Origin of the sequence: Erysipelatoclostridium sp. MSK.7.34, from assembly GCF_019041935.1 — a bacterium.
Taxonomy (GTDB): domain Bacteria; phylum Bacillota_I; class Bacilli_A; order Erysipelotrichales; family Coprobacillaceae; genus Thomasclavelia; species Thomasclavelia ramosa.
Map to the genome: position 1 here is coordinate 211,263 of NZ_JAHPYJ010000002.1, position 24,141 is coordinate 235,403.

The following is a 24,141-nucleotide window of genomic DNA, read 5'->3' on the forward strand; positions in this document are numbered from 1 at the left end:
CTCCTATTTTACCAATTCACATTTTAAAAACTCTAAGATTTGCGCATTTAATGAATCATCATTTTTTATCTCACTTAACATGGCAACTTCATTACAACATTCACCACATATATCAATCCCAATAACATCGCCACGTTTAATTAAATCTGCTAAAATTAATTTAAATTCAATTAACCGCATCTGCCCCTGCTGCCAATCAGTCGTGACTACTTGTTCACTTAAAACATCTTTATCAATTGAAAAATAAACAGGATATTGTTTCAAAAGTTCATCAATTATCTTCCAAACTTTTAAATCACCAAGATTATTATCACACAAATAAATAACGCGCTCCCTATACTTAGGATCGATTAAATCAACTTGTTCTTGTGCAATTCCAATCAAAATGATCTGTTTTAAATATTGATTATTTTTTAAAGCATTTAAGATCCATGATCCACAGCTTAAAATATCCCCAAACATCGGTTTAATCATATCACTATGATGATCAAAGACTATTAAAATAAAATCATAATTTATCTTCCTTATCCAAAATTCACTTACATAATGAAAATTACCTGAATCAATAAAATGTATTCCTGCAGGCAGATAATCACCTATTCTTTTAATGATCTTCGCTTTTGCCTCCTCACTGCAATAACCACGTGTCCCCTTAATATCTAAACAATCAATCCAATTAATATTTTTATGCTTATAAAAACTTTCTAACTCATAAATACCAGTAAAATCCATGACAGTTAATTTCTTTTCATTTACAATACTTACCCCATAAAACCAGCTCCATTTAATGCTTATAACAAAAACATTCTAATTCATGATCATCAACAATACCTATTGCTTGTAAATATGAATAAATAGTTATTGAGCCTACAAAACTCATTCCTCTTTTTTTTAAATCCATCGAAATATCATCAGATAACTTCGTTGTTGTTTTAAAATTATTATCCTTATTTTTAATAATTTGATGGTTACTAAAACCCCAAAGATAGTCAGAAAAACTACCAAATTCAGTTTGAATACTTATAAAAATTTTAGCATTATTAATTGCTGCACCAATTTTTCGTTTACTTCTTATTATTTTTTCATTTGCTAATAACTCCATTACTTTTTTATCATCATAGTTAGCTATTTTAATTACATCGAAATTATCAAATGCCACTCTAAAAGCTTCTCGTTTTTTTAAAATAGTTATCCATGATAATCCTGCTTGAAATGTTTCTAATAAGAACATCTCATATAATTTTTCATCATCATAAACCGGTACACCCCATTCATGATCATGATAATTTTTATAAATTTCTGACTTTTCATCTACCCATGAACACCTTTTTACCATCATCATTCTCTCCTTTTTAACTATTTTATCATGCTTATAAGAATAAGCAAATATTACACAAAAAAAACTATCCCAGTTAAAATTACTCATTCATCATATTTAACTTTTTAAATATTTTTTCCAGCAGCTAAAATAATAAATTATATTACTTTTAATATTGTTTAGTTTTTAGTACAATATTTCAAGATGTTAGAGGAGATTTAAAATGAATAACAATAATAATGATGTAACAAAAAAATATGGATTATTTACAGCCATTACAATGATTGTTGGAATTTGTATTGGCTCGGGTATATTCTTTAAAAGTGATAATGTTTTAATTGCTACAAACGGCAGTATTGCACTAGGCGTGCTATCATTTATCTTAGCCGCAATTTCAATCATTTTTGGTTGTCTTACAATCGGTGAATTAGCATCTCGCACTGATAAAGTTGGAGGGCTAATCTCATATGCTGAAATGTTTTTAACTCGTAAAGTTGCATGTGCTATGGGCTGGTTTCAAACCTTTGTTTACTATCCTACAATTACTTCTGTTGTAGCTTGGGTCATTGGAGTTTATATAAACATATTATTTAATTTACAAGCCAGTTTAGAATTTGAAATTTTAATTGGTTATATCTTTTTACTACTTTGTTTTGTTTACAATATTCTTTTACCAAAATTTGGTGCTTTTATCCAAAATAGTACAACCCTAATAAAACTGCTCCCCTTATTTATTTTAGGAATATTGGGAATTATTTTTGGTGATCCTATTAATGGTTTAGCAAATACTAGTATCAATACACTAAGTGGTACTGGGTGGATTTCTGCCCTTGGTCCCATTGCCTATTCATTTGATGGCTGGATCGTAACAACTTCTATATCTCATGAACTAAAAGATGCTAAGAAAAATATGCCTAAAGCATTAATGCTAGGCCCATTAATCGTTTTAAGTATCTATGTTTTATACTTTATTGGTATCTCATGTTATGTTACACCTGAAGTAGTTATGACTTTGGGAGATCGTCATGTCAGTTTGGCAGCACAAAATTTATTTGGTCCAGCCTTTAGTAAAATGATTATCATTTTTATAGTTATTTCGGTTATTGGAACTGTTAATGGTTTAGTCATTGGCTATATTCGCATGCCATATTCATTATCTTTACGTAAAAATATGTTTCCCTTTTCTAAACATTTGCGTAAAATCGATAAACGTTTTCAAATGCCCTTAAATTCAGCTATCTGTAGCTTGATTATTTGTACGATTTGGATGTTCGTCCATTATTTATGTACTAAATACAACCTATTATATAATAGTGATGTATCTGAGGGAGCTATCGGAATATCCTATATCTTCTATACTTTATTATATATAAGGGTATTTAAAATGTATCTTGATAAGGAAATTAAGAGTAAATTTAAAGGTTTAGTTTGCCCGATTTTAGCAACTATCGGCTCATTGATTATCCTATCTGGAGGTATTCAAAATAAACTATTTATTTTCTATATTATATTTTGTATTTTACTTTTTCTATACTCATTATATTACTATCAAAAAAATAATCACTAAATAATAAACCATCTCTTAGAATCAAGAGATGGTTTATTATTTATAAAGTTGATTCATTCCATAAAAATTCTTCTATATCTTCATAACTTGAAATCTCTCGATCAAAAACATAAGCAAAAAATTGCTGCAAATTCGGTATATCATATTGTTTAAAATCCACAATATACAGCATTTCATATACTTCTTTCTTCAAAATCCGTAAATCTGAAATAAAGTAACACCGCATAAGTTTTACAGCATCTTCAAAAATATCTTTTTGCATAATTAACCATCCTTTCAAGTCATATATCTATTTCTTCTCTTTATCCTAACTCCGCTTGATTTGTAATTTCCCATTGACCTTATTAACTTCAAAAATAAACGGATTTTTCTGGAACCAGACTAAATCAGCAGCCTTTAAATTCCACTGTTCATAAGCAATAATAAAAGTTTGATAAACCAGCTCTTCAGCTTCTCTTCGAGTCTCTAGAGCCGATTCGAAATTTGAATATGTTCCTAAATCAAAACGTTTACCTTTAAAACCAATACTAGCTCGATATTTATTATTTTTCAGTTTATAAATACCGCATGCTCCACTAGTATTATTTCTTTTTAATTTTTGTGAGTTAATAAACTCTATACATGTACCATCAACCAAATGAAGATTATTATAAACACTTTCAGTAATCTCTTTTTTCTACACCCACAACCGACATACTGCCCGTGCATTAGCCCAGTTTCACTAACTTCTGTGTTCTTTTTTCTGTTGGAGAAATTGCCATAAGTCGCCAAACTTCTGTCCTTTTTTAGCCTTGTTTTTAGGAATACAGCTACAATTAGTGATTGTCCCTCGTTTCAGTTTTTTTGTATTAACAAATGTTATTTCTCCACACTCACATCTACATTCCCATACTTTATATCGAGCTTCTAATTTATTTGTTTCAGCCAAGACGAGTAATTTACCGTATTTTCTGCCAACTAGACTTTTAGTCTTTTTCATTAATTGAATTTACTTTAAGCTTAGAAGCAGATAAACAAATTTATAATTGAACAACATAACTGTGTCCTCATTTATTCGTTCATCCCTCCTCAATAATTCTAGTACTAATAATGTAAAATTGTGTTTATATTTGTCTTGCACATAGTACAAATTCGTCCGCATAAAGTAGACTTATTCATTCGAAAAGATAAAGCTTTATTTTTAACGAAAAAACTATAAAAACACACAAATTTCTTTCTACTATGATTAATTTTGATGTACTATCTGTCAATTTTCATTATACATTTGTTGAACGATAAAGTCTACTATTTTCATAATAATCATCACTTCAAATGAACCCATCTTAAAAATGTATCTTGAGAAACATTAATAGTAGTGGCTGCTTCCCTTGAGGTGATTTTTTTATTTAACCATTTTTCCTTTAAATCATAAAACTCTTCTGGAACAGGAATGCACGGTCTACCAAATTTTACACCTCTTTTTTTAGCAGCCTCGATTCCTTCACGCTGTCTTTGCTTGATACTTTGTCGCTCGGTTTCGGCTACATATGAAAGAATTTGAAGTACTAGATCTGCAATAAATGTCCCTGTAAGATTTTCTTTTCTTGTTCTAGTATCTAGTAGTGGCATATCTAAAACAACGATATCTGCTTTTATTTCTTTTGTAATGACTCGCCATTGCTCTAAGATTTCTTCGTAGTTTCTACCTAGACGGTCAATCTCTTTAATCACTAAAATATCTTGCTCTTTCAATATTTTAATTAATTCACTGTACTTGGGTCTATCAAAATCCTTACCGCTAAACTTATCAATATAAATATTTTCCTTTTTTACTGGAAATTGTGATAAAGCAATAATTTGCCTTGCTTCATTTTGGTCTTTTGAAGAAACTCTTGCATAACCATAAATATTTGTCATAAACTAAAACCTCCTAAATTTATGCAGTATTATAAAAATATCTGCATAAATATTATTAACAAGTTATGATAAATCTATATTACTGAATGTAAAAAAAGTTAGTAATAAGTCGATGTTACTAACTAGCTAGAAATATTATTACTTTATAAATTGATTTTAATGAATAAATAATTTATTAAAATCAAAACAGGAAATATCAAGATAGGAGAAAATTATGACTAAATCAAATACAATTATTGAATTAAAAAACAAGGTGTAGTTGCAGTAATTAGAGGAACAAGTTATGAAGAAGGTCACCAAACAGCCACCGCTTGTATTAAAGGAAATTTAAAAGCTATTGAGATTGCTTATACTAACAATAATGCTGACATGATTATTAAACAATTATCAAGTGATTATCAAAATAATAATACTGTTTTAATTGGTGCTGGAACTGTTTTAGATGCACCAACTGCAAAAAACGCTATTATGGCTGGAGCTAAATATATAGTATCACCAGCTTTTAATCAAGAAACTGCTATAATTTGTAATCGCTATGGTATTCCTTATATTCCTGGCTGTATGACCATTAAAGAAATCATTACTGCTATGGAATATGGCTGTGAAATTATCAAATTATTTCCAGGAAGTGCTTTTGGTCCTAACTATATTAACGCAATCAAAGGGCCCTTACCGTATGTTTCCTTAATGGTAACTGGTGGTGTTAACCTAAATAATGCAGCTGAGTGGTTTAATGCTGGTATTGATGCTATTGGCATTGGAGGAGAGTTAAACAAACTGGCAGCTAAAGGTCAATTTGAAACAATCAAAGAAATTGCACAAAAATATGTAAATACTAAAACTAGAAAATAATTCTTATATCTCAATAATATAATAAAAAACTATTATTTAATATTTTGTTATAAAATTAGATTATAAGAGAACTCCCAATATTACTAATAATTCAAAATAAAAATACTTTTTGCGGCTATCTAACACTTTGTGTAATCAAACTTATCAATTGCAGAAATAAAAGATTTCTGCAATAAATTAAATACTAATATAAATTAAGGAGTAATTTCTGAATTGAATAGAAACTACTCCCTTTAATTTGATTGTAATTATTTAAATAGTATAATACTTGACATAGTCTTATATTCTTATCTATAAAACACTTTTTATGATTTTAAAAATATTTTTATAAACGAATTATTTAAATAATTTTTACATATTAAGATGCACCCCTTTCATTTGAATATACATGTCCAAGATTCCAAGTATATATCAAACTTTGGGGTGCACTTCATTTTAATAAGAACTTTTTAACTGCGAGATACCTATAATCATAAATATTACATTTCACAAAAACTATATTTTTTATTATAAGTTATTAGAGACTCCTTTTTTAGCTAGTCTATTGCTACACCTGCGCTTACATAACCTGCAACAGTGTTGACTAAACTCAATCCAGATGCCCGTGCAGTTAAAACAAGCATTAATCTTGTTCCCGCCGGAACATTAATATTTAAGCCAGTTAATATTCCCTTAGAAATCGTTCCTATAGAAATTACACCTGTTAGTGAAGGCGTTAATGTTACAGTTGTTCCAGGCACTACAGTCATAGTGTTGTTTGGAGCAATTGATTCATATAATTTTGCTTCAATCGTAATTGTACTTCCCACTAATGATAATGCTGCTGTTGTTGAAAAGAATACATCGATTGAAGTGATGACTCCATCTCTTGGCATTGTAAAAGCAAAGTTTGTTAACGTGCCAGATGGATTGGTTAAATCAATTGTATTACCAATGATTGATATTCCTGGTGCTGAGCTACCAAACCCTATAAATGCAGGGGTACCTACTAAACCACCAGCAATAGTTGTTAAAGATACAGGTAAACCAGATGCAAATGGTATTATTGCTGAAGCTCCAGCTGCTCCTGTTGATCCAGTCGGTCCGGTTGACCCTGTTGCTCCGGTTGCTCCTGTTATCCCAGTTGGTCCTGTCGGTCCTCTATCTCCGTTTGCACCATTTGTACCAGTCGGTCCGGTTGACCCTGTCGCTCCTGTTGATCCAGTCGGTCCGGTTGGCCCTGTTGCTCCATCTTCTCCCGTTGCTCCGGTTGGTCCGGTTGGTCCTGTCGCTCCCGTTGCTCCAGTCGGTCCTGTCGGTCCTGTTGCTCCGTCTTCCCCCGTTGCTCCGGTCGGTCCAGTTGGTCCTGTCGCTCCTGTTGCTCCGTCTTCTCCCGTTGCTCCGGTCGGTCCGGTTGGCCCTGTCGCTCCTGTTGCTCCTGTCGGTCCTGTTGCTCCTGTTGCTCCGTCTTCTCCCGTTGCTCCGGTCGGTCCGGTTGGTCCTGTTGGTCCTGTTGCTCCGTCTTCTCCTGTTGCTCCGGTTGATCCTGTTGGTCCTGTCGCTCCTGTTGCTCCGTCTTCTCCCGTTGCTCCGGTCGGTCCTATCACGCCTGTTACTCCGGTTGGTCCTGTCGCTCCTGTTGCTCCAGTCGGTCCTATCACGCCTGTTACTCCGGTTGGTCCTGTCGCTCCTGTTACTCCGGTTGGCCCTGTCGCTCCTGTTGCTCCGGTCGGTCCGGTTGGACATCTAATAATAATTGGTGGCCTGCATCGGCAACATGGACACCATATACAACCATTATAATTACAGTCTTTCATCTTATCACCTCCTTTATGTGATCTAATATAATATACGCAAATATTTTAATAACTACTGTGTCAATAATCTCATAAAAAATAAAAGACTAATTTTTTCATTAAACTTCTAAAGTAATTATCTAAATAAAAAAGTTACTAGATACATATGTAAATCGTATACCCTTAACGCCTTATAAAAAATAATAGTTTATCATATTATAATAAAAGGACTTACTCCTTTATTAAGGATTAGTCCCTTTTAAATCTTTTTTTACTTCTATTCATCATTTTCAATACGATTAAAATACAATTTATTATGCAAATATGATGGATCATTTGGTTTACATTTTCCTGCCAATTCATTGTAATATTTTGCTGTTTTATAATTACTTAGCTTATCATAACATAAACATAATTGCATATAGGGAATATAATCATAACAATCTGGAGATATAAATGCTCCAGATGTATCATCACGCTCACACGATAATGCTACTGCACTCCAATAGATAGATTGCTCATACTGCTTCAATTCAAAGAAATACTTACCTAAATCACAGCATATCTCTGCTCTTGGCAAATCATAGCAAAGACTATTTAAAAGCCAGGTTATTGCTTCTTGCATATCACCAAGATTGTAAAAACAATAGCCTAAAAATTGACAGGCAGAAATGTTATTTTCTTTCCATCCCTTCTTGGTATTTAAAAATCTTTTAAATTCAGCTACTGCTTCTTGATACAATTGATGATAAAACAGCTCCCGAGCATAATAGAAAATTTCTCGTGGACTAAACATTACCCCTTCATTCAATTTTTCTCTAAATATTCTTAAATTACGATTAACATCACTATTTTTCACCTTACTATGTGTAATTGCAAGATCACTATAAAGCACCTTACCTCTAGGACTTATTACTTCATGTATAAATCCTTCCCAATAAAAATTATCCTTTCTTCTTAATAATCTTTCACGATAATACGTAAATGTCGGCTTATTATTCTGATCAAATTCTGCATTATATTTCATCATAACTACAGAAGTATCTTTTGATAAAGTTTTTTTAAGATTAATCAAACCTTCTTGATCGCTATCTGAAATAATATCATCCGCGTCTAACCACATGCAGTAATCCATAGTTGCCTTTGAAAATGAATAATTCCTTGCTTTAGCAAAATCATCACACCATACAAAATCATATACTTTATCAGTATATTTCAATGCTATCTTTTTAGTTCGATCAGTCGATCCGGTATCCACAATGATTATTTCATCTGCAATCCTTTCAACCGATTTTAAAGCTCTCTCTAATACCATTTCCTCATCTTTTACGATCATACACACACTAATAGTTATCATATATTTCACCACTATAATATATGTCAACAACCCTTAAAATGTGAAAATATTTAAAACAAAAAATGTTCTAAATAAAGAACATTTCTAAATAATCTTAGTTGAGCATTCTTCTAAATTAATTACTTCATCAACAATTGGTAAATAAAATTCCGGTTCATGACTAACTAAAATAACAGCTCCTTTAAAAGCCTTGATTGCGCTTTGTAAAGAATCTTTAGCATCAACGTCCAAATGATTTGTCGGTTCATCTAACACCAAAACATTAGCTTCACGATTCATAATCTTACATAATCTAACTTTGGCATTTTCTCCACCCGATAAAACTTTCATTAAAGATTCAATATGATCAGTTGTTAAACCACACTTAGCTAACATAGCTCTAATCTCACCATTGTTTCGATCTGGAAATTCCTCCCACAAATAGTCTAATGCAGTTTGGGAAACTGCAGATTCTTCTTGTTTAAAAAAACCAATTTCAACAAATGGATCTTTTTCTACTGTTCCACTATAAGGTTTTTGCATCCCAATCAGCGTCTTTAGTAGAGTTGTCTTTCCCAAACCATTGACACCTTTAATAGCAACTTTCTTATTTCTTTCAAAAACAAGATTCATTTCTTTCGTTAAAGGACTATCATATCCAATCACTAAATCCTTACAATCAAATAATACTTTACCTGGTGTTCTAGCTTCTATAAAAGAAAAAGTCGGTTTTATTTTTTCCTTTGGTTTAGAAATAAGATTCATCTTATCTAATTTCTTTTGTCGTGAACTAGCCATATTACGAGTAGCTACCCGTGCTTTATTACGTGCGATAAAATCTTCAAGATCAGCAATTTCTTTTTGCTGCTTTTGATAATCAGCAGCTAACTGACGTTTTTTCAATTCAACTTGTTGTAAATAGTAGTCATAATCACCTTTATAACGAGTCAATACACCATCTTCTAAATGATAAATAATATTAATAACTTGATTTAAAAAACTAACATCATGACTGACTAAAATAAAAGCATTATCATAATTCTTTAAAAAATTGATTAACCAATTGATATGCTGCTCATCTAAATAGTTAGTTGGTTCATCAAGAATTAAAATCATTGGATTCTCTAATAATAATTTAGTTAGTAAAACTTTTGAACGTTGCCCACCAGATAGCGCATCAACCGGTTTATCTAAACCAATATCATTCAACCCTAGACCACCTGCAACTTCTTTGATTTTAACATCAATTGTATAAAACCCGCCATGATCTAAAATTTCTTGAATTTCACCAACTTCTTCCATCAACTGATTCATCGTTTCATCATCACAATCAGCCATTTGTTCATACATCGATAACATCTCCGCTTCTAGATCATAATAATATTTAAAAGCATCTTGTAATGTTTCATATATAGTTTTTCCTGGGTGTAAAGCTGTGTGTTGGTCTAAATAACCTGTTGAAATTCTTTTACACCATTCAATCTTTCCTGAATCCGGAGCAATCTTACCAGTAATAATATTTAAAAAAGTAGATTTCCCCTCACCATTAGCACCTACTAAACCGATATGTTCGCCATTTAATAATCTAAAACTTGCATTTTCTAAAATAGTTCTTCCACCAAAATCATGACTGACATTTTCCACACTTAATATACTCATTTTCTACCTCAACTTGCAATATTAAAGGAAGATTATCATCTTCCTAATTCAACTATATTATACATTAAAATTACTAACTGTCGAGTCTAAACAATCACTCAATTGAAAAGCCATAGTATCCATTCTTTCCATTCTCTTTAACATAATATAAATAATAATCTGCATTATTAATTAATTCCTCTTTAGATAAACAATTACTAAAAGAATTATAATATCCAGATGAAATAGTGATTTTATCATACCCATATAACTCAAATTTACTATAAACTTGTTCAATAAAACTAATTATCATTTGCTCATTACAATCTACACAAATACAAATAAATTCATCACCGCCAAAACGACAAGAAATTATTCTATCATCATCTTGTTGTAAACTATCAGCAAAATCCTTTAATATTTGATCACCAGTTAAATGACCTAAACTATCATTGTATTCTTTAAAATGATCCAAATCAAAAATAATAATTCCTAATAGTCGACTTTTATTTTTAAACTCACTATATTTATAATGAAAATATCGTCGGTTATAAATCTTAGTTAAATCATCTAGTCTAGACTCCTTAACGATATCTTTTTTTTCTTCCATTGCTTTAAATAGTTCAATTTTATATAAAACACTATTTAAACAAAAATCAATACTTTCTTTTTGATTTTCATGCATCAAATAATAATATTGTTCATATAATTTAGGCAACTGTTCTTTTTCTTCAAAAACAATACAATACTTTATCTTCATTTCTAACATTTCAATTTGATAACGCATTCCAGTTTTACCAAAATCATTCTCCTTTAATAAAAGATAAAGACATTTTGTCCGCTCCTTATCCTTGATTGCAAAAGTAATATACAATAAAATATGATGAATAAAATAAATTGCTTCATTTGCACGAAAACCATGAATCTCATTCCCTAATATATTATCAATAAACTCTAAAGCTTTTGCTACATCACCATGCCCATAGCAAATTAATGCTTTTAATGCTTGCCATAACCGATCAATCGGATCAAATGAAGTATCATTAAATAAATCCTTATTTTCTTCCATTAGAGCAATTGCTTGATCCAATCTTCTTTTTTCACAATAAATTATAATAAGATAACATAACACAAAACGTTTTATTTTATATTCCGGCAGTTTAGGAGAAATCTTTTTGATCTGTTCAAGCGATTCTAAAAAATAAGGTAACGCTAAATCAAATTGACCTAAATTAACAAAAACATCTCCTAAATTACAGTTAAATTTTGCTTTCATTATATAGTCATTTAACTGCTCAGCTAACTTCAATCCTTTGAGATAAAAACCAGTAGCAAGAGAATAATCATTATTACATACTGCAATAGCATATAGGTTGTAAGCCTGCATCAATAAATCTGGATACCCTTTTTCTTCATTTAGAGCCAACATCTCATTCGCTAATTTAACTGTTTCTTGTTGCGATTTACAAGAATAATAGTAATCGATTATGTAATTACTAGCTAAACATAATATGTAATCATCTTTTTGTTCTAGTGCTATTTCTTTTAACTGCAAACATTTTTGATACATTTTCTCGATATCATCAAACTGTAAATGACGGATTTCTTCGACTAAACGATCTATCTCACGCATTAATTTCTCCTTTCTTTAAGCACTTTGATTTCATTATAACATAAGATAGTTCTAATATTGGTTAAAAAATTCCTAGTTTTAACTAGGAATCGTATATCTAATTATTTAAAAAATGTTTTATAATCTTCATAATTTTTTTTCAACAATTCAGGTGTATTTAATCCATACGGACAATGCGACATACATTTGCCACAATTAATACAATTTTCTATTTTTTTCATTTCTTCTTGCCAATGTTCTGACAACCAGCCTGCACTAGGAGCTCGTCGTAACATCAAAGACATTCGAGCACACTGATTAATTTCTATTCCCATTGGACATGGCATACAATATCCGCAACCCCGACAAAATTCACCAGATAACTCTTTTTGATCATGAGCAATTATCGCTTTGATTTCTTCACTCATAATTGGTGGATTATCATTATACTCAATAAATTCATCTAACTCTGATTCTTTTTGAATTCCCCAAATCGGCAATGTATTATCAAACTGCGCTAAATACGCATATGCCGCATCAGAACGGTCTATTAAACCACCTGACAAAGCCTTCATACAAATAAAACCAACATCTTTTTCTTTACATAAATCAACTAGTTCCTCTTCCTTTTTTGAAGCCAAATAACTAAAAGGAAATTGTAAAGTATCATATAAACCACACTCAACAGCTTCTCTTGCTACATGTAAACGATGATTGGTTAAACCAATATATCTAATTTTTCCTTGTTTCTTAGCCTCTAGCATAGCTTCATATAAACCTGATCCATCCCCTGGCTTAGGACAAAACGACGGATTATGAAATTGATAAATATCAATGTAATCTGTCTTTAATAACGATAAACTTGTTTCTAAATCCTTCCAAAAATCCGTTACTGTCGTTGCCATCGTTTTTGTTGAAATATAAATTTTTTGGCGTACCTCACTAAGAGCCTCACCAATCTTTTCTTCACTATCACTATAAGCCCGAGCAGAATCAAAAAAAGTAATTCCATTATCATATGCTTTCTTTAAAATAACTTTTGCTTCTTCCATATTTACTCGTTGAACAGGTAAAGCCCCAAAACCATTTCGATTAACAACAATATTTGTTCTCCCCAATCTTACTGTTTCCATTTTCATCCTCCTACAATTCGACATTTCCTATTTTTATTATACTCCCTTGAGTAAACTTTAAGTCAAGTAAAAAACGAAAGGTTTTAACCTTTCGTTTCATCAAAATTATGATTAATAATTTCTAATAATCTGAACTCATTATCTTCAAATTCAAATTTTAAAATACAACAATTCTTCAAGCCGCCTTTTTGGTCAACTTGACTAGTTTCCTGCCAATATCTCATAAAACCACGACATGCCCCACCATGAGAAACTGCAAGCACAACTTTATGATCTTCCTTCTGCATAATTTCTAATAATGTATCAGCAATTCTTTGGCGCATCTGTAATTCTCCTTCACCGCCATAATTGACAAAAAAATCACCATATGGCAGCGGCGGATTTAAATCTTCACTTTCACCTTCATATATTCCAAAATTCCATTCCTTTAGTCCTTTGACTCGGTGATAAGGTAAATCACAGACTAACTCTAAAGTATCACACGCCCGCTCAGAAGTTGAACTATAAGCATGATCAAAAACGATGTTATTGTCTTTAAAATATTTTCCTGCTATCTTAGCTTGTTTAATTCCTAACTCTGTCAAAGGGGCATCACACCACCCTTGAATTTTTTTACGAGCATTAAATAGCGTTTGCCCGTGACGCATTAAATATAGAGTCTTCTTCACCCGATCAGTCTCCTATTTTTACTATTTTATTTGTGGAAAAACCACAACCAATAACATTTTAAATGCTTCTTGACCATATACAGAATGCGGTTTATTAGCCGGCATAACTAATGTTTCACCACGCTTTAAGACATATTCTTGACCATCAACTGTAAACTTTCCAACACCCTCTAGCACGGTTACCATCGCATCTCCGCTAGAGCCATGCGTTCCAATTTCTTCACCTTTATCAAAAGAAAAAATAGTAATACTTAAAGCATCATTTTGTGCTAGTGTCTTACTAACTACTTGTCCCGCTTGAACTTCCACTTGCGATGCTAATGTAGTTATTTGTTCATGGGGAATATTTTTAATAAATATATCGCTCATATCTTACCTCCTATCAATATTTATTCCCAAGATATGTTTATATTATAGCATAAAAGTTAAATAAAGCGATTAACGATACTGCTTCACTTTAAAATGATAGTTTACTATCTTATTAAGATAATCTAAATCATTTAAATCCTGAATAAATCTTGTGGTTAGCTCTAAGTCAAGATAAAATAAAAAAGTGTAATCTCGTTTTTTATTTATATAAAAAGCGAGGATTGATCATTAATAAGAAGTTATAATAAAGAGGGTAATATAAATGGAATGGATTGAACGGCTAAATACAACAATTGAATATATCGAAAATCATTTAACAGAAAAAATTGATTATGAGCAGCTCGCTAAAATAGCTGGCTGCCCTAGTTATCACTTTCAAAAAACTTTCCTTTACATGACTAATATCTCATTATCAGAATATATTCGCAAACGACGTATTTCTTTAGCTGCAGTTGATTTACAAACAGGAGAAGACAAAATCATTGATATAGCTTTAAAATATGGATATGAATCACCAACCGCATTCAACCGTGCTTTCCAAGCAGTTCATGGAATTGCACCCTCACTTGTTAGAAAGAAAAATGTTCAAATCAAGTCATTCCCAGCTCTAAAATTTACCTTTTCAATTCAAGGTCTTGATGAATTAAGTTTTAGAATTGAAAAAAAGGATAGCTTTAAAATCCTAGGAATCAGCTCTCTTTTAAGTAAAGAATTACTAGAAAACTTTGTCCAAATCCCTAAGCAATGGGACAAAGCATTAAATGATGGAACCCTTAACCAACTTTATCGACTTAATAATCAGACTCCGCTAGGATTATTAGGAGTCAATATTCATCAACACGAAGACTGGCGTTATTTCATTGCTGTTAGTTCAACTAATCATAATCAAAATTTTGAAGAATATCATATCGGCAGCGCTACCTGGGCCATCTTTTCTGGTCACGGAACAAATAGAACTCTTCAAGAGCTTCAGCGTCGTGTTATTACAGAGTGGTTGCCTACTTCCGGATATGAATATGCTAATATCCCAGATATAGAAGTTTATCTAAAAGCCGATCCAAATGATGCCATTTACGAATACTGGTTACCAATTATAAAAAAATAAGGAGTTATGTTATGGTAATTACAAATATTAAGGCCTCTTTTCCTAACGATATAAAAACTATTTGGAATATTGTTACTTCCCTAGATAATTATACTTGGCGCAGTGATCTTTCAAAACTGGAAATTATCAAATCACAAGAGCAATTTATCGAATACACTAAAAATGGTTATCCAACAACTTTTACGATTACCTGTTTTAGACCCTACCAGCGTTATGAATTCAGTATGGAAAACAGTAATATGAAAGGTCACTGGATAGGATTATTTTCATCTCACAATGGTATTACTTCAATTGATTTTACAGAAAATATCACACCTAAAAAATTCTTCATGAAACCCTTTGTCAAAAGATATTTAAAAAAACAGCAAGCTGCTTATATTCGTGATTTAACAGCTGTCTTAGAAGCAATAGAACATCGATTTTAATAACAATCCCAATTATACAAGACTTTTGAGAAATTCTTATTCTCTAAGTCTTTTTTTGTTATAAAGAAATTACAAATACCACTATCCCCCCACATAATCTCTTTATCACCAATACCTACACTATCAATTTGTAGTAATAAAATATAATCATCGTACTTTTCACTACTGCGGGGGTCTTCTTGAGTAAATGCAGGATATCCAAACATTTTATGCCCAAAACCGCTAAATTCATTAAATTCATCCTCATACAAAATTTCATCTGGTAAATCATAATATGATGAAATTAAATTATTTGGGTATAAGTTATTCCATTCTTGTGTAAATAAACCATCAAAATGATAATCACCAATACTTATTCCTTCTTCGCCACCAATAAAATGCAGCTTAAAGTTATCAACTATTGGAAAATAACCCTCACCTTCAGGATGATATTTATTAAGTATCTGACTTTCAGATACAGTTTTATCAATACTTGAATAATAAATAACCCGACTTTCTGCTTGCGATATCATATTCTCAAAATCTAAACCATAAAGATCATTATCCATAGCCCAAAATTGCAATAACCCTGCTTCTAATTGATAACTATTCATCGGTAAATCAGCAAAATTAATTTGCCCCAGCAATCGCAATTGTTTATTATCTGTACTTAATGGTACTTCGTCATCTACTCCTAAGTATGGTAATCCCCCAAATTTACTATCAAAAATACTACACTCATCATTACTTAATTCAATTTTAATAACATCTCTTTGAGTATAGTCTGTAATCACCTTCATCGTACTTAAAAACATTTCTTTATTCATTTCTAGTTTTCCTGACTCTTCGACTGGATCTTTTTTCTTTTTAAAAAAATCAAACACTCATCATCACTCCTTTCACTAAAACATAAAACAGCAGCTTCCATTATCATTTCTTTATTTAATTTTAGCACCTTCTTAAAAACAAGCAAACAAAAAACATCTCGATAATTTATAATCCGATTACCGAAATGCTTTTTAAATATCTAAAAATTATAATTTTAAATCATGCATGGCAATTACTTCGACCAATAAAGCAATACCACCAACAAGTAAATAAGCAGCTACAATATAATTTAATACGACGGTTGACATCAATGGCGCAATAATAAATGCTAAAGCTGCTAAAACATTGATTATACCCGTAAATATAACCCAACCATAACTTTCAATTCCAAAAAAGCTTAATTGATGAGCAAAACTCAACTTATTAAGCCCATAAACCATTAAAATAAATCCAAAAATAAAAGCAAATGTATTAATTGTCATTTCAATTGGTGAACATATCAACAAAAGACCAATTAATAAATTACAAATAGCGCTTACAAGGCCACCTGGACCACGAAATAATGGTGGTGCCGCTATATAATCAATGATCTGATAAATTCCTAAAATAAGAATTAACCCGGTTGCAATCGTACCAATTATAGTAACTGATTTTACTGGATAAATCATGCATAGAATAGCACAAATAATCATTAAAATAGCAACAATAATTCCTGCTACTCTTAATGAGTGAATCTTTTTATTCCACTTTCCAACAAATTCACTTCGAAAATCAAAATCATCATTAAATCTTAACATCTCTATCACCTTCTATACTTATATTATAGTCTTCAAAAAATAAAATAATATAAACAAATTTGTCCTTTTGTCTAAAAAATCCTATACTATAATTGGTTTATTATGTTCAGATACGGTATATTAAGCACTGCTTCAATCATTGATCGTTTTATTGCAGGGATTAGAGAAAGCCAAGATAGCTATGTTCAAGCAATTGCATCAAGAAATTTAGAAACTGCCAAAAAAGCAGCAAAACGATTAAACATTGAAAATTATTATGGCAGTTATGGTGAATTGCTTTGTGCAAATAATATTGATATTGTTTATATTCCTACAGTTAACAGTCAACACTATGAAAACTGCAAAAAAGCTCTAAAACACCATAAACATGTTATTGTAGAAAAACCTTTTGCTTTAACTGTCTTAGAAGCTAAAGAATTATTCACATTAGCTAAAAAAATAATTGTTTTTTAATGGAAGCACAAAAGGCTCTCTATCTTCCCACAACAAGTAAAGTTAAAGAATTAATCAATAGTGAGATAATCGGAAAAATTAAATACTTAGAATTTAAGGCTGGGTTTCCAGGTCGCTTTACTTACGATCACTGGATGTATGATCTATCATTAGGTGGTGGTGCTCTTTATGGAAGTGCTACTTATACAATTGAATATCTCCAATATCTTTTTGATCATCCAAATTTAACAATTGATGGTACATGTATCAAGTGCTCTACTGGAGCAGATGAAATATGTAATTTCCAATTGAAGATAAATAATAGTATTCTTGCTTCTTCAACAATCGCTATGAATGTGGCATTAAAAAATGAAGCTGTTTTTTATGGAGAACTAGGTTATATCGTTGTTCCTAATTATTGGAAATCTAATCAGTTAGATCTTTATCTCGATGATGGCAGTCATAGTCATTATGATTTTCCTTATCAAAGTGAATTTGTTTATGAAATTGAACATATTCATCAATGTATTAATAATGGTCGATTAGAAAGTCCTATCATGAATAAAGAAAAAACTATTGAAACAATTAAACTTGTTGAACAGTTATATCAAAAATGGAAATAAAAGAATCTTTGCCATAATAAAATGAACCTCCATTACTTGTAATGTGTACCCTCCTTACTGATTTGTTCAGTAAAGAGGGTACACATCATTGGGTGTCCAAATAATGGAAGTTCATTTCAAATTAGAACTAAAACTTTTTATTATTAGTAACAGTGGCATAAAAAGCCACCCCCAAAATAATCACTCCTCCAAGCAGTTCCTTTACTCCAGGAATCTCATGTAACAAAAATATCGCAAAAATAATGCTATACACACTCTCCATTCCCGATATTATCCCTGCAGTTTGCACCTTTACTTTCTTTAAACTACTGACATAAATGCTATGAGCAACAGCCGTACATATAACTCCTAGAAAAATAAGCGCAAATAAATCAAGTTTTGTTATTGAAGCTTTAACTATCAGCAATGACGGTAATAATATAATCGCAGCAATTCCTTGTTCATATAAGCAAATCGTTCTCCCTGTATATTTACCTGCAAAATAGCGATTCATCAAGCATAACACCGCATAACTTAAAGATCCGATTAATCCAATAAAGATTCCCAGTGTTATTTGATTGTTAAGTGAGAACTCTGGAATTGTAATTATTACCCCAGCAAACATTGTTAGCGCAATCATTATATTTTTTATTCTAAGCTCTTCATGATATACTAGCGGTTCTAAAAAAGTCACAAAAAGTGGAAAAGTTGAAAAAGTAATTGTTCCAATTGCAACAGTTGATAATTGAATTGCTTGTAAAAAAGTGAACCAGTGAAGTGCCATAACAATACCAGCAGCGATGATTAGAATATAATCTTTTTTATTACTCAATCTAACTTTCTCTTTTTTTATTAAAATTATTATTAATAGAAAAATTGAAGAAAAAGATACTCGTCCAAAGGTAATCAAAATAGCTGGTAGTGTGACAAATTTTCCAATTACTCCGGCTAAGCCAAATAACATAACAGCCAAATGTAATAATCCAACTTCTTTTTTCATCACTTTCCCCTCCTATTTATAGTTAATAATAGTTTAGCTCATTTTTAACAAGAAAAAAAGATAAACCACCTATATCATCGCTGTCCATTTTCTAAACTAAAATGCAAGGCCAATAACTACTTAAAAACCTTCATTATAATTAGTTATTAATAAAATATTTAATTCGTTCAATCGTTGACTGAGTTTCAAGATATTCAGGATACAGAACTTCAAAAACATGTCCTAAATGTTTTCCTTAGAGCAACACACGGTTCAAACATACCAGTTATAAGCCTTCAATACATTTTTAGCCTTTATTGACTAAAAATGTAAGTTATCTCACTACTAATAATACGTGTTGAAAGTGGCGGTAACTATCAATTACATCAATAAGGCAAGCTTTTCGATATATGTCTGAATCTTCATTGTTAACTCCCTGAACCATAACACTAACCTACTGATAAACAAAATTTTTACTGTTAGTCAAAACTTATTAAATCATCTCCACCATGTAACAAAACTCTCTAATCATAATTTCTGGTGGCTGAACATTATATACTTTACAGAGCTCAGGCTGTTTTATGATTGCATAAACCAATCCTGCTAAATGCCCACCAGCTGAATCACTCAGTAAAAATAATTTGATCAATATTCCAAAAATATTTATTCTTTGTTTTAGCAACAAACTTTAAAGTCATAATAATTTCCTGAACTTACTGCTTCAACGAGGCTTGTGGTATTAGAGTATAATTTATATTCACAACAGTAAAATTTTTAGCAGCTAGCATAACTGCAAATTTTTATTTACTCCTTTATCACCATAAATCCAGGCATCACCGTGAACATCAATGATCATAGACAATGGCTTAGTCGTGGATTAAGGATAATAAATATCTAGTAAATGATTATGATTCCTGTCATCTTGATAAGGAATATCAACTACTTAGTGGACATTTTCGAGAATAGTAAAAATATCATTACTTTTTGGTTGCATTTTAAAACGAGCAAACTTAATAATTGATGGATAAAATAGATTTATACCTATCATCTCCTCATTGAATTATTAATACCACACTATTATGATACTCTTTAGCCCCATTTTCTCTATATTATCGTAAAAAAAGCATCATTTTTAAAATGATACCTTTTAAATAACATATAAAATTATACATAAGAAATGTAACACACTTCCTAATAAGATCCATAAATGCCAAATACTATGCATATAGCGATACTTATTTTGCAAACCATAAAAAACGGTACCAATCGTATAAGCTACACCACCAGCCACAAGTAACCAAATTCCATTATATCCAATAGCTTCCGGCAATAGATTGAATTTAAAGATAATACACCAGCCCATCGCTAAATAACAAATCATTGAAAACTTTTCATTACTTTCAATATCAATTGCATTTAAAATGATTCCTAGAACCGTACAGCCCCAAACAACAGCAAAGATCATCCAAGCCCAAAATGAATCTACTGGTCTTATCGAACACAACACAATAGGTGTATAAGTACCAGCAATCAATACAAAAATTGAACAGTGATCCATAATTTGAAACACTTTTTTACTCTTAGTATTTGGGGAAAGCCCATGATAAATACTACTCATTGTATATAGCAAGATCATTGATATTCCATAAATAATTCCTGAAGCTATACCATAATTGTTATGGCGCAATACTCCAAAAACAATACAAAGTACTAATACGGCAATTCCAAAAACTCCACCTACAATATGAGTAACCATATTAAAAATTTCTTCACCTCGAGTATATTCGGGTAATACTCGATCATCTAATTTTGTTCGTTTCATTGAATACCCCCAATCTATATGTATGAATATAGCCCTATTTCATGTTAATTTCAAGAACATCATATAATAACTTCTTATAAATTTCTTTGATAAAACCAAACTTAGTCACAGTATTTGCCTGTCGATTGCAAAAATATTGTTTTGCTAAAAATCTTTAATTATCCATTTTTAGCTTACTGCTATAAAATATTTAGATATTTAACAAATTACACTAAATAATCATATTTTCTAACTTTATTATGACAATGTATACAGCTAAAAGATATGTGTTCCCTCCCCGCAAAATAAATAATAATTAAAATTACCATGCTGGATTCCACAATAGCGATAACCAGCTTTTTGTATTTGTTTAAACAGTTTGATTTATTTTCATCCTTCAACAAATAGTTTTCAATAAAATCATTTAAATTTCTATGATAAGCACTAATATAAAAGTTCCCCTATTTTTATTCCATATCCCAGTCTTGTCCTCAAATATATAACTGTTTTGAAGATTTTCTACTATTTTAATTTCTTTATTAAAATTATTTATACTGTAACTCTCTTTTAAATTTTCTAATTTGACTAATAAATAGATCATTATTTTGTAAAGAAATATAAAAATCTTTTTGCTCTGTAACAATATTGAGCCGATCCAAAGAATTAGCTGATGATGCAATTGCATCACGACTTTTCTCTATTCTTATAATTTGTTGATAATAAATTCCAAAATCTTCAGTAATCCCCCTTTCCTTTTAATCCTGATTAAAATAGTCTTTAAACAATTTAATTTATTATAACACCCTAATTAGCTGATTCATCATTTCTATCACTTAACGATTCTTCATCATAAAAATATATCTTAAAAAGACCATTTGACTCAAATTCTCATTTTTCAAATTACTCCTTTATCGATATAAGTATATATTGCTAATCATAACAAAACAAAGATATTCTAATTTTGTAAGTAAAATTACCTTGCTTGATTACTTTACCATCCTTAGTTAATTCTAAAACAAAGACAATCACTATCCATATCCTCAATCTAATTATATTATCTCATAATCAATAATCTATCACGAATTAAAAGATGCCTAACGGCATCTTAAACTGCTAAATCAAATTATCTAGTCTTTTCCATCAAATAATTAGTTAAATAAACATTATCTACTTTGACTGACTGTTCTTTAATAACTTTATATCCTCTTTTTTCAAAAAAAGGCTTAGCACTTATGGAAGCATGAACTGTTAAACTTTTTACATCTTTACAATACTGTTCTAACTTATCACATAGCTTTGTTGCAATCTGTTTTCCTTGATAATCTTTATGTACGTATAAATGATCTAAATAACCTCTCTTATCAATATTACCATAACCCAAAACCTTTTCATTTTCAACAGCTACAAGAGTATACATAGAGTTAAAAAAGTCATCTTGAGTCAGCAGAAAATTACTCCGATTTGACCATACTTTGATTTGATCATTATTGTAATCATATCTATTTATTGTATTAATCGTTTCATAAAACAATTCACAAATTACTTTTAAATCCGAAGACTGATATTTTCTAATTTCCATCGATTTCACCATTAATAATTTTATAAACTCTCTTTTTTACTTCACCTAAATCTTCCTTACGTAATAAAGGGAGAGATCACATAGTTTTTCTTATTCATAATCTTATCATTTTAACCATCCCAACAATTCGATCATTTCATTACCAAAACATTCTTGTCTAAAATGAGCCGAATTCTCTCCAATAACAGAATATGCTGAAATATCTTTCATTACAACTGAATGAATTACAATAATCCTTCCATCATCATTTTGGCGCATAATCATATTTAAAATTACCATTAAATATTTATATAGTAAACTGCAATTATATCATTCCTTTTACTTCTTTAATTAAATTAAAATTCCATTACAATGATCTATTTCATGTTGAATGATCTGAGCTGTATAATTACTAAAAGTTTTTATTTTCTTTTTGAAATCAACATCATAATATGCTACTTTTATCTTTTCGTATCGCTTTGTCTTTTTCACTCCAATATGTGATAGACATCCTTCTTCTGTTTCATATAAACGTCCCATAGTTTTTATAATTTCTGGATTTAACATTACTAAATAATTACCATCATCGTTTACAATGATAATATTTTTATTGATACCAATCATATTAGCTGCCATTCCTACACAACCTGTAGCATGAGCTATAATCGTATCTAATAAATCTTGAACAACCGGTAAATCCTCTTTAGTAGCTGGAAGTGATTTTTGACTTAGTCTAAATTGATCACTAACTATTTCTCTTATCATTTATTTTCCCCTTTATATTGTCTTAGCAAAGCTTGATGTTTCTTTAATAATGAAGCTGAATATACTTTCTTTCCTGGCTGATCTCTAATAACCTTCCACAATATCGAGGCAGCTTTCAATTTATTATAATAAATTTTATTATTTTCATCACGACAAAAATCTTTTAAAAACTGATTCCACTGACAAGCTGAATTATCATATTTAGCATAATCACTTTTTCCATAATACACATCTAAAAGATCCTTGAGCGTGAAATTAACATTCCCCTCACTTCGAACCCTTCTCAATGCAGTTGCCATATCTGCGGTGAACTTAAAATTAGGTGTTTTTGTAATTTCGCCAAAGAATTCACGAAAACGTCCATTAAGAACAAAGCCACATTCTAATAATTTTGTTTCTAAGGTTAAAGGCACATCTTGCTTCCTTATTTTCATTCGTTTTACTGGTTTAATTATTTCACCATTAAAATAGGCTTTAATATTATCATTCAGTTCCGTTTTAGTACCTGTATGAGTAATTCCGTGTTCTTTACAAATTTGTTTTAGTTCATCACGATACCAATAATACTGTTTAAATTCATCAAAACTTTGAATATCATTAAAATTTGGACGTGTCATTTATATTCTCCACCCCTGTCTTTTAATATCATATCATCTATAGCTACTTATCTCAATAAAACCATATATCATCTTTATATAGTTCACCC

The 24,141-nt window shown here is 30.6% G+C and carries 29 protein-coding genes; 6 read left to right on the forward strand and 23 right to left on the reverse strand.

The genetic code is table 11. The annotated features are described in order from the left end of the window. Positions 1–3: 3 nt before the first annotated feature. On the reverse strand, positions 4–732 hold the full coding sequence (locus KTF99_RS02485; protein ID WP_003538738.1) for an arginase family protein: 729 nt from the start codon (positions 730–732) through the stop codon (positions 4–6). 52 nt (positions 733–784) lie between these two features. Then, entirely contained in the window at positions 785–1,342 is a 558-nt protein-coding gene (locus tag KTF99_RS02490) for a DNA-3-methyladenine glycosylase I (protein WP_003538740.1), read from the reverse strand. Positions 1,343–1,541: 199 nt separating this feature from the next. Here KTF99_RS02490 and KTF99_RS02495 point away from each other — a divergent pair, with 199 nt between their 5' ends. Continuing rightward, positions 1,542–2,885: an APC family permease gene (locus tag KTF99_RS02495; RefSeq protein WP_003538742.1), complete on the forward strand. Its 1,344-nt coding sequence runs from the start codon at positions 1,542–1,544 to the stop codon at positions 2,883–2,885. Between the two features lie 40 nt (positions 2,886–2,925). Here the strand turns inward: KTF99_RS02495 and KTF99_RS02500 are convergent, their stop codons facing one another. The 4 genes from KTF99_RS02500 to KTF99_RS02515 all read right to left on the reverse strand — a co-directional run bounded on the left by KTF99_RS02500 (position 2,926) and on the right by KTF99_RS02515 (position 4,781). After that, positions 2,926–3,147, reverse strand: a complete 222-nt coding sequence (locus KTF99_RS02500) for a hypothetical protein (RefSeq protein WP_003538743.1) — start codon at positions 3,145–3,147, stop codon at positions 2,926–2,928. 45 nt (positions 3,148–3,192) lie between these two features. Next, positions 3,193–3,522, reverse strand: a complete 330-nt coding sequence (locus tag KTF99_RS02505; protein WP_003538745.1) for a hypothetical protein — start codon at positions 3,520–3,522, stop codon at positions 3,193–3,195. 84 nt (positions 3,523–3,606) lie between these two features. Then, positions 3,607–3,864 (reverse strand): hypothetical protein, encoded by a 258-nt coding sequence (locus tag KTF99_RS02510; protein WP_003538747.1) that lies wholly within the window; start codon positions 3,862–3,864, stop codon positions 3,607–3,609. Between the two features lie 323 nt (positions 3,865–4,187). Continuing rightward, positions 4,188–4,781 carry a recombinase family protein gene (locus KTF99_RS02515; RefSeq protein ID WP_003538749.1) on the reverse strand — a complete coding sequence of 198 codons (594 nt, stop codon included), beginning with the start codon at positions 4,779–4,781 and terminating at the stop codon, positions 4,188–4,190. Between the two features lie 267 nt (positions 4,782–5,048). On the opposite strand from KTF99_RS02515, the gene KTF99_RS02520 reads away from it, so the two are divergent. After that, positions 5,049–5,633, forward strand: coding sequence for a bifunctional 2-keto-4-hydroxyglutarate aldolase/2-keto-3-deoxy-6-phosphogluconate aldolase (locus tag KTF99_RS02520; RefSeq protein ID WP_233545912.1), 585 nt, complete (start codon positions 5,049–5,051; stop codon positions 5,631–5,633). Positions 5,634–6,169: 536 nt separating this feature from the next. On the opposite strand, the gene KTF99_RS02525 is transcribed toward KTF99_RS02520, so the two are convergent. The 7 genes from KTF99_RS02525 to KTF99_RS02555 form a co-directional block, all read right to left on the reverse strand. Further along, on the reverse strand, positions 6,170–7,429 hold the full coding sequence (locus KTF99_RS02525; protein WP_217215432.1) for an exosporium glycoprotein BclB-related protein: 1,260 nt from the start codon (positions 7,427–7,429) through the stop codon (positions 6,170–6,172). Positions 7,430–7,685: 256 nt separating this feature from the next. Then, entirely contained in the window at positions 7,686–8,765 is a 1,080-nt protein-coding gene (locus KTF99_RS02530; protein ID WP_009008706.1) for a glycosyltransferase, read from the reverse strand. An 84-nt stretch (positions 8,766–8,849) separates the two neighbouring features. Continuing rightward, positions 8,850–10,403 carry an ABC-F family ATP-binding cassette domain-containing protein gene (locus KTF99_RS02535; protein WP_003538758.1) on the reverse strand — a complete coding sequence of 518 codons (1,554 nt, stop codon included), beginning with the start codon at positions 10,401–10,403 and terminating at the stop codon, positions 8,850–8,852. A gap of 94 nt (positions 10,404–10,497) precedes the next feature. After that, positions 10,498–12,015 carry a GGDEF domain-containing protein gene (locus tag KTF99_RS02540; RefSeq protein WP_003538760.1) on the reverse strand — a complete coding sequence of 506 codons (1,518 nt, stop codon included), beginning with the start codon at positions 12,013–12,015 and terminating at the stop codon, positions 10,498–10,500. Between the two features lie 101 nt (positions 12,016–12,116). Beyond that, positions 12,117–13,127, reverse strand: coding sequence for an aldo/keto reductase (locus KTF99_RS02545; protein WP_022007732.1), 1,011 nt, complete (start codon positions 13,125–13,127; stop codon positions 12,117–12,119). 83 nt (positions 13,128–13,210) lie between these two features. Continuing rightward, on the reverse strand, positions 13,211–13,795 hold the full coding sequence (locus tag KTF99_RS02550) for a histidine phosphatase family protein (protein WP_008792190.1): 585 nt from the start codon (positions 13,793–13,795) through the stop codon (positions 13,211–13,213). 21 nt (positions 13,796–13,816) lie between these two features. Further along, positions 13,817–14,164, reverse strand: coding sequence for a cupin domain-containing protein (locus tag KTF99_RS02555; protein ID WP_003538765.1), 348 nt, complete (start codon positions 14,162–14,164; stop codon positions 13,817–13,819). A 262-nt stretch (positions 14,165–14,426) separates the two neighbouring features. Between KTF99_RS02555 and KTF99_RS02560 the strand changes: the two genes are divergently transcribed. Both KTF99_RS02560 and KTF99_RS02565 read left to right on the forward strand, forming a co-directional pair. Then, on the forward strand, positions 14,427–15,269 hold the full coding sequence (locus KTF99_RS02560) for an AraC family transcriptional regulator (protein WP_008792191.1): 843 nt from the start codon (positions 14,427–14,429) through the stop codon (positions 15,267–15,269). A gap of 11 nt (positions 15,270–15,280) precedes the next feature. Next, positions 15,281–15,694, forward strand: a complete 414-nt coding sequence (locus KTF99_RS02565; RefSeq protein ID WP_003538767.1) for a hypothetical protein — start codon at positions 15,281–15,283, stop codon at positions 15,692–15,694. On the opposite strand, the gene KTF99_RS02570 is transcribed toward KTF99_RS02565, so the two are convergent. Further along, positions 15,691–16,557, reverse strand: coding sequence for a YwqG family protein (locus tag KTF99_RS02570; protein ID WP_008792192.1), 867 nt, complete (start codon positions 16,555–16,557; stop codon positions 15,691–15,693). The genes KTF99_RS02565 and KTF99_RS02570 overlap by 4 nt on opposite strands. Positions 16,558–16,707: 150 nt before the next feature. Beyond that, complete coding sequence (locus KTF99_RS02575; RefSeq protein ID WP_003538769.1) at positions 16,708–17,298, reverse strand: HdeD family acid-resistance protein; 591 nt, start codon at positions 17,296–17,298, stop codon at positions 16,708–16,710. 102 nt (positions 17,299–17,400) lie between these two features. Here KTF99_RS02575 and KTF99_RS02580 point away from each other — a divergent pair, with 102 nt between their 5' ends. Then, positions 17,401–17,751 (forward strand): Gfo/Idh/MocA family protein, encoded by a 351-nt coding sequence (locus KTF99_RS02580; protein ID WP_003538770.1) that lies wholly within the window; start codon positions 17,401–17,403, stop codon positions 17,749–17,751. Then, entirely contained in the window at positions 17,751–18,353 is a 603-nt protein-coding gene (locus tag KTF99_RS02585; protein WP_003538771.1) for a Gfo/Idh/MocA family protein, read from the forward strand. The genes KTF99_RS02580 and KTF99_RS02585 overlap by 1 nt, the downstream gene beginning before the upstream one ends. A 127-nt stretch (positions 18,354–18,480) precedes the next feature. Here the strand turns inward: KTF99_RS02585 and KTF99_RS02590 are convergent, their stop codons facing one another. From KTF99_RS02590 to KTF99_RS02625, 8 genes are all read right to left on the reverse strand, one after another. Next, positions 18,481–19,332, reverse strand: a complete 852-nt coding sequence (locus KTF99_RS02590; protein WP_003538772.1) for a DMT family transporter — start codon at positions 19,330–19,332, stop codon at positions 18,481–18,483. A 472-nt stretch (positions 19,333–19,804) separates the two neighbouring features. Further along, the gene (locus KTF99_RS02595) at positions 19,805–19,960 is read right to left on the reverse strand and encodes a hypothetical protein (RefSeq protein ID WP_155854231.1); all 156 of its coding nucleotides are present in this window, start codon (positions 19,958–19,960) and stop codon (positions 19,805–19,807) included. 498 nt (positions 19,961–20,458) lie between these two features. After that, positions 20,459–21,133 carry a PAQR family membrane homeostasis protein TrhA gene (gene trhA, locus KTF99_RS02600; protein ID WP_003538775.1) on the reverse strand — a complete coding sequence of 225 codons (675 nt, stop codon included), beginning with the start codon at positions 21,131–21,133 and terminating at the stop codon, positions 20,459–20,461. 524 nt (positions 21,134–21,657) lie between these two features. Next, complete coding sequence (locus KTF99_RS02605) at positions 21,658–21,855, reverse strand: PH domain-containing protein (protein ID WP_081446381.1); 198 nt, start codon at positions 21,853–21,855, stop codon at positions 21,658–21,660. A gap of 380 nt (positions 21,856–22,235) precedes the next feature. Next, the gene (locus tag KTF99_RS02610; RefSeq protein WP_029481720.1) at positions 22,236–22,691 is read right to left on the reverse strand and encodes a GNAT family N-acetyltransferase; all 456 of its coding nucleotides are present in this window, start codon (positions 22,689–22,691) and stop codon (positions 22,236–22,238) included. A 105-nt stretch (positions 22,692–22,796) separates the two neighbouring features. Next, a complete protein-coding gene (locus KTF99_RS02615; RefSeq protein WP_003538781.1) occupies positions 22,797–22,970 on the reverse strand; it encodes a hypothetical protein in 174 nt (57 codons plus the stop codon). A gap of 51 nt (positions 22,971–23,021) precedes the next feature. Continuing rightward, positions 23,022–23,435, reverse strand: coding sequence for a peptide deformylase (locus KTF99_RS02620; RefSeq protein WP_003538782.1), 414 nt, complete (start codon positions 23,433–23,435; stop codon positions 23,022–23,024). Next, positions 23,432–24,052, reverse strand: coding sequence for an SAP domain-containing protein (locus KTF99_RS02625; protein ID WP_008792195.1), 621 nt, complete (start codon positions 24,050–24,052; stop codon positions 23,432–23,434). The genes KTF99_RS02620 and KTF99_RS02625 overlap by 4 nt, the downstream gene beginning before the upstream one ends. Positions 24,053–24,141: the final 89 nt, after the last annotated feature.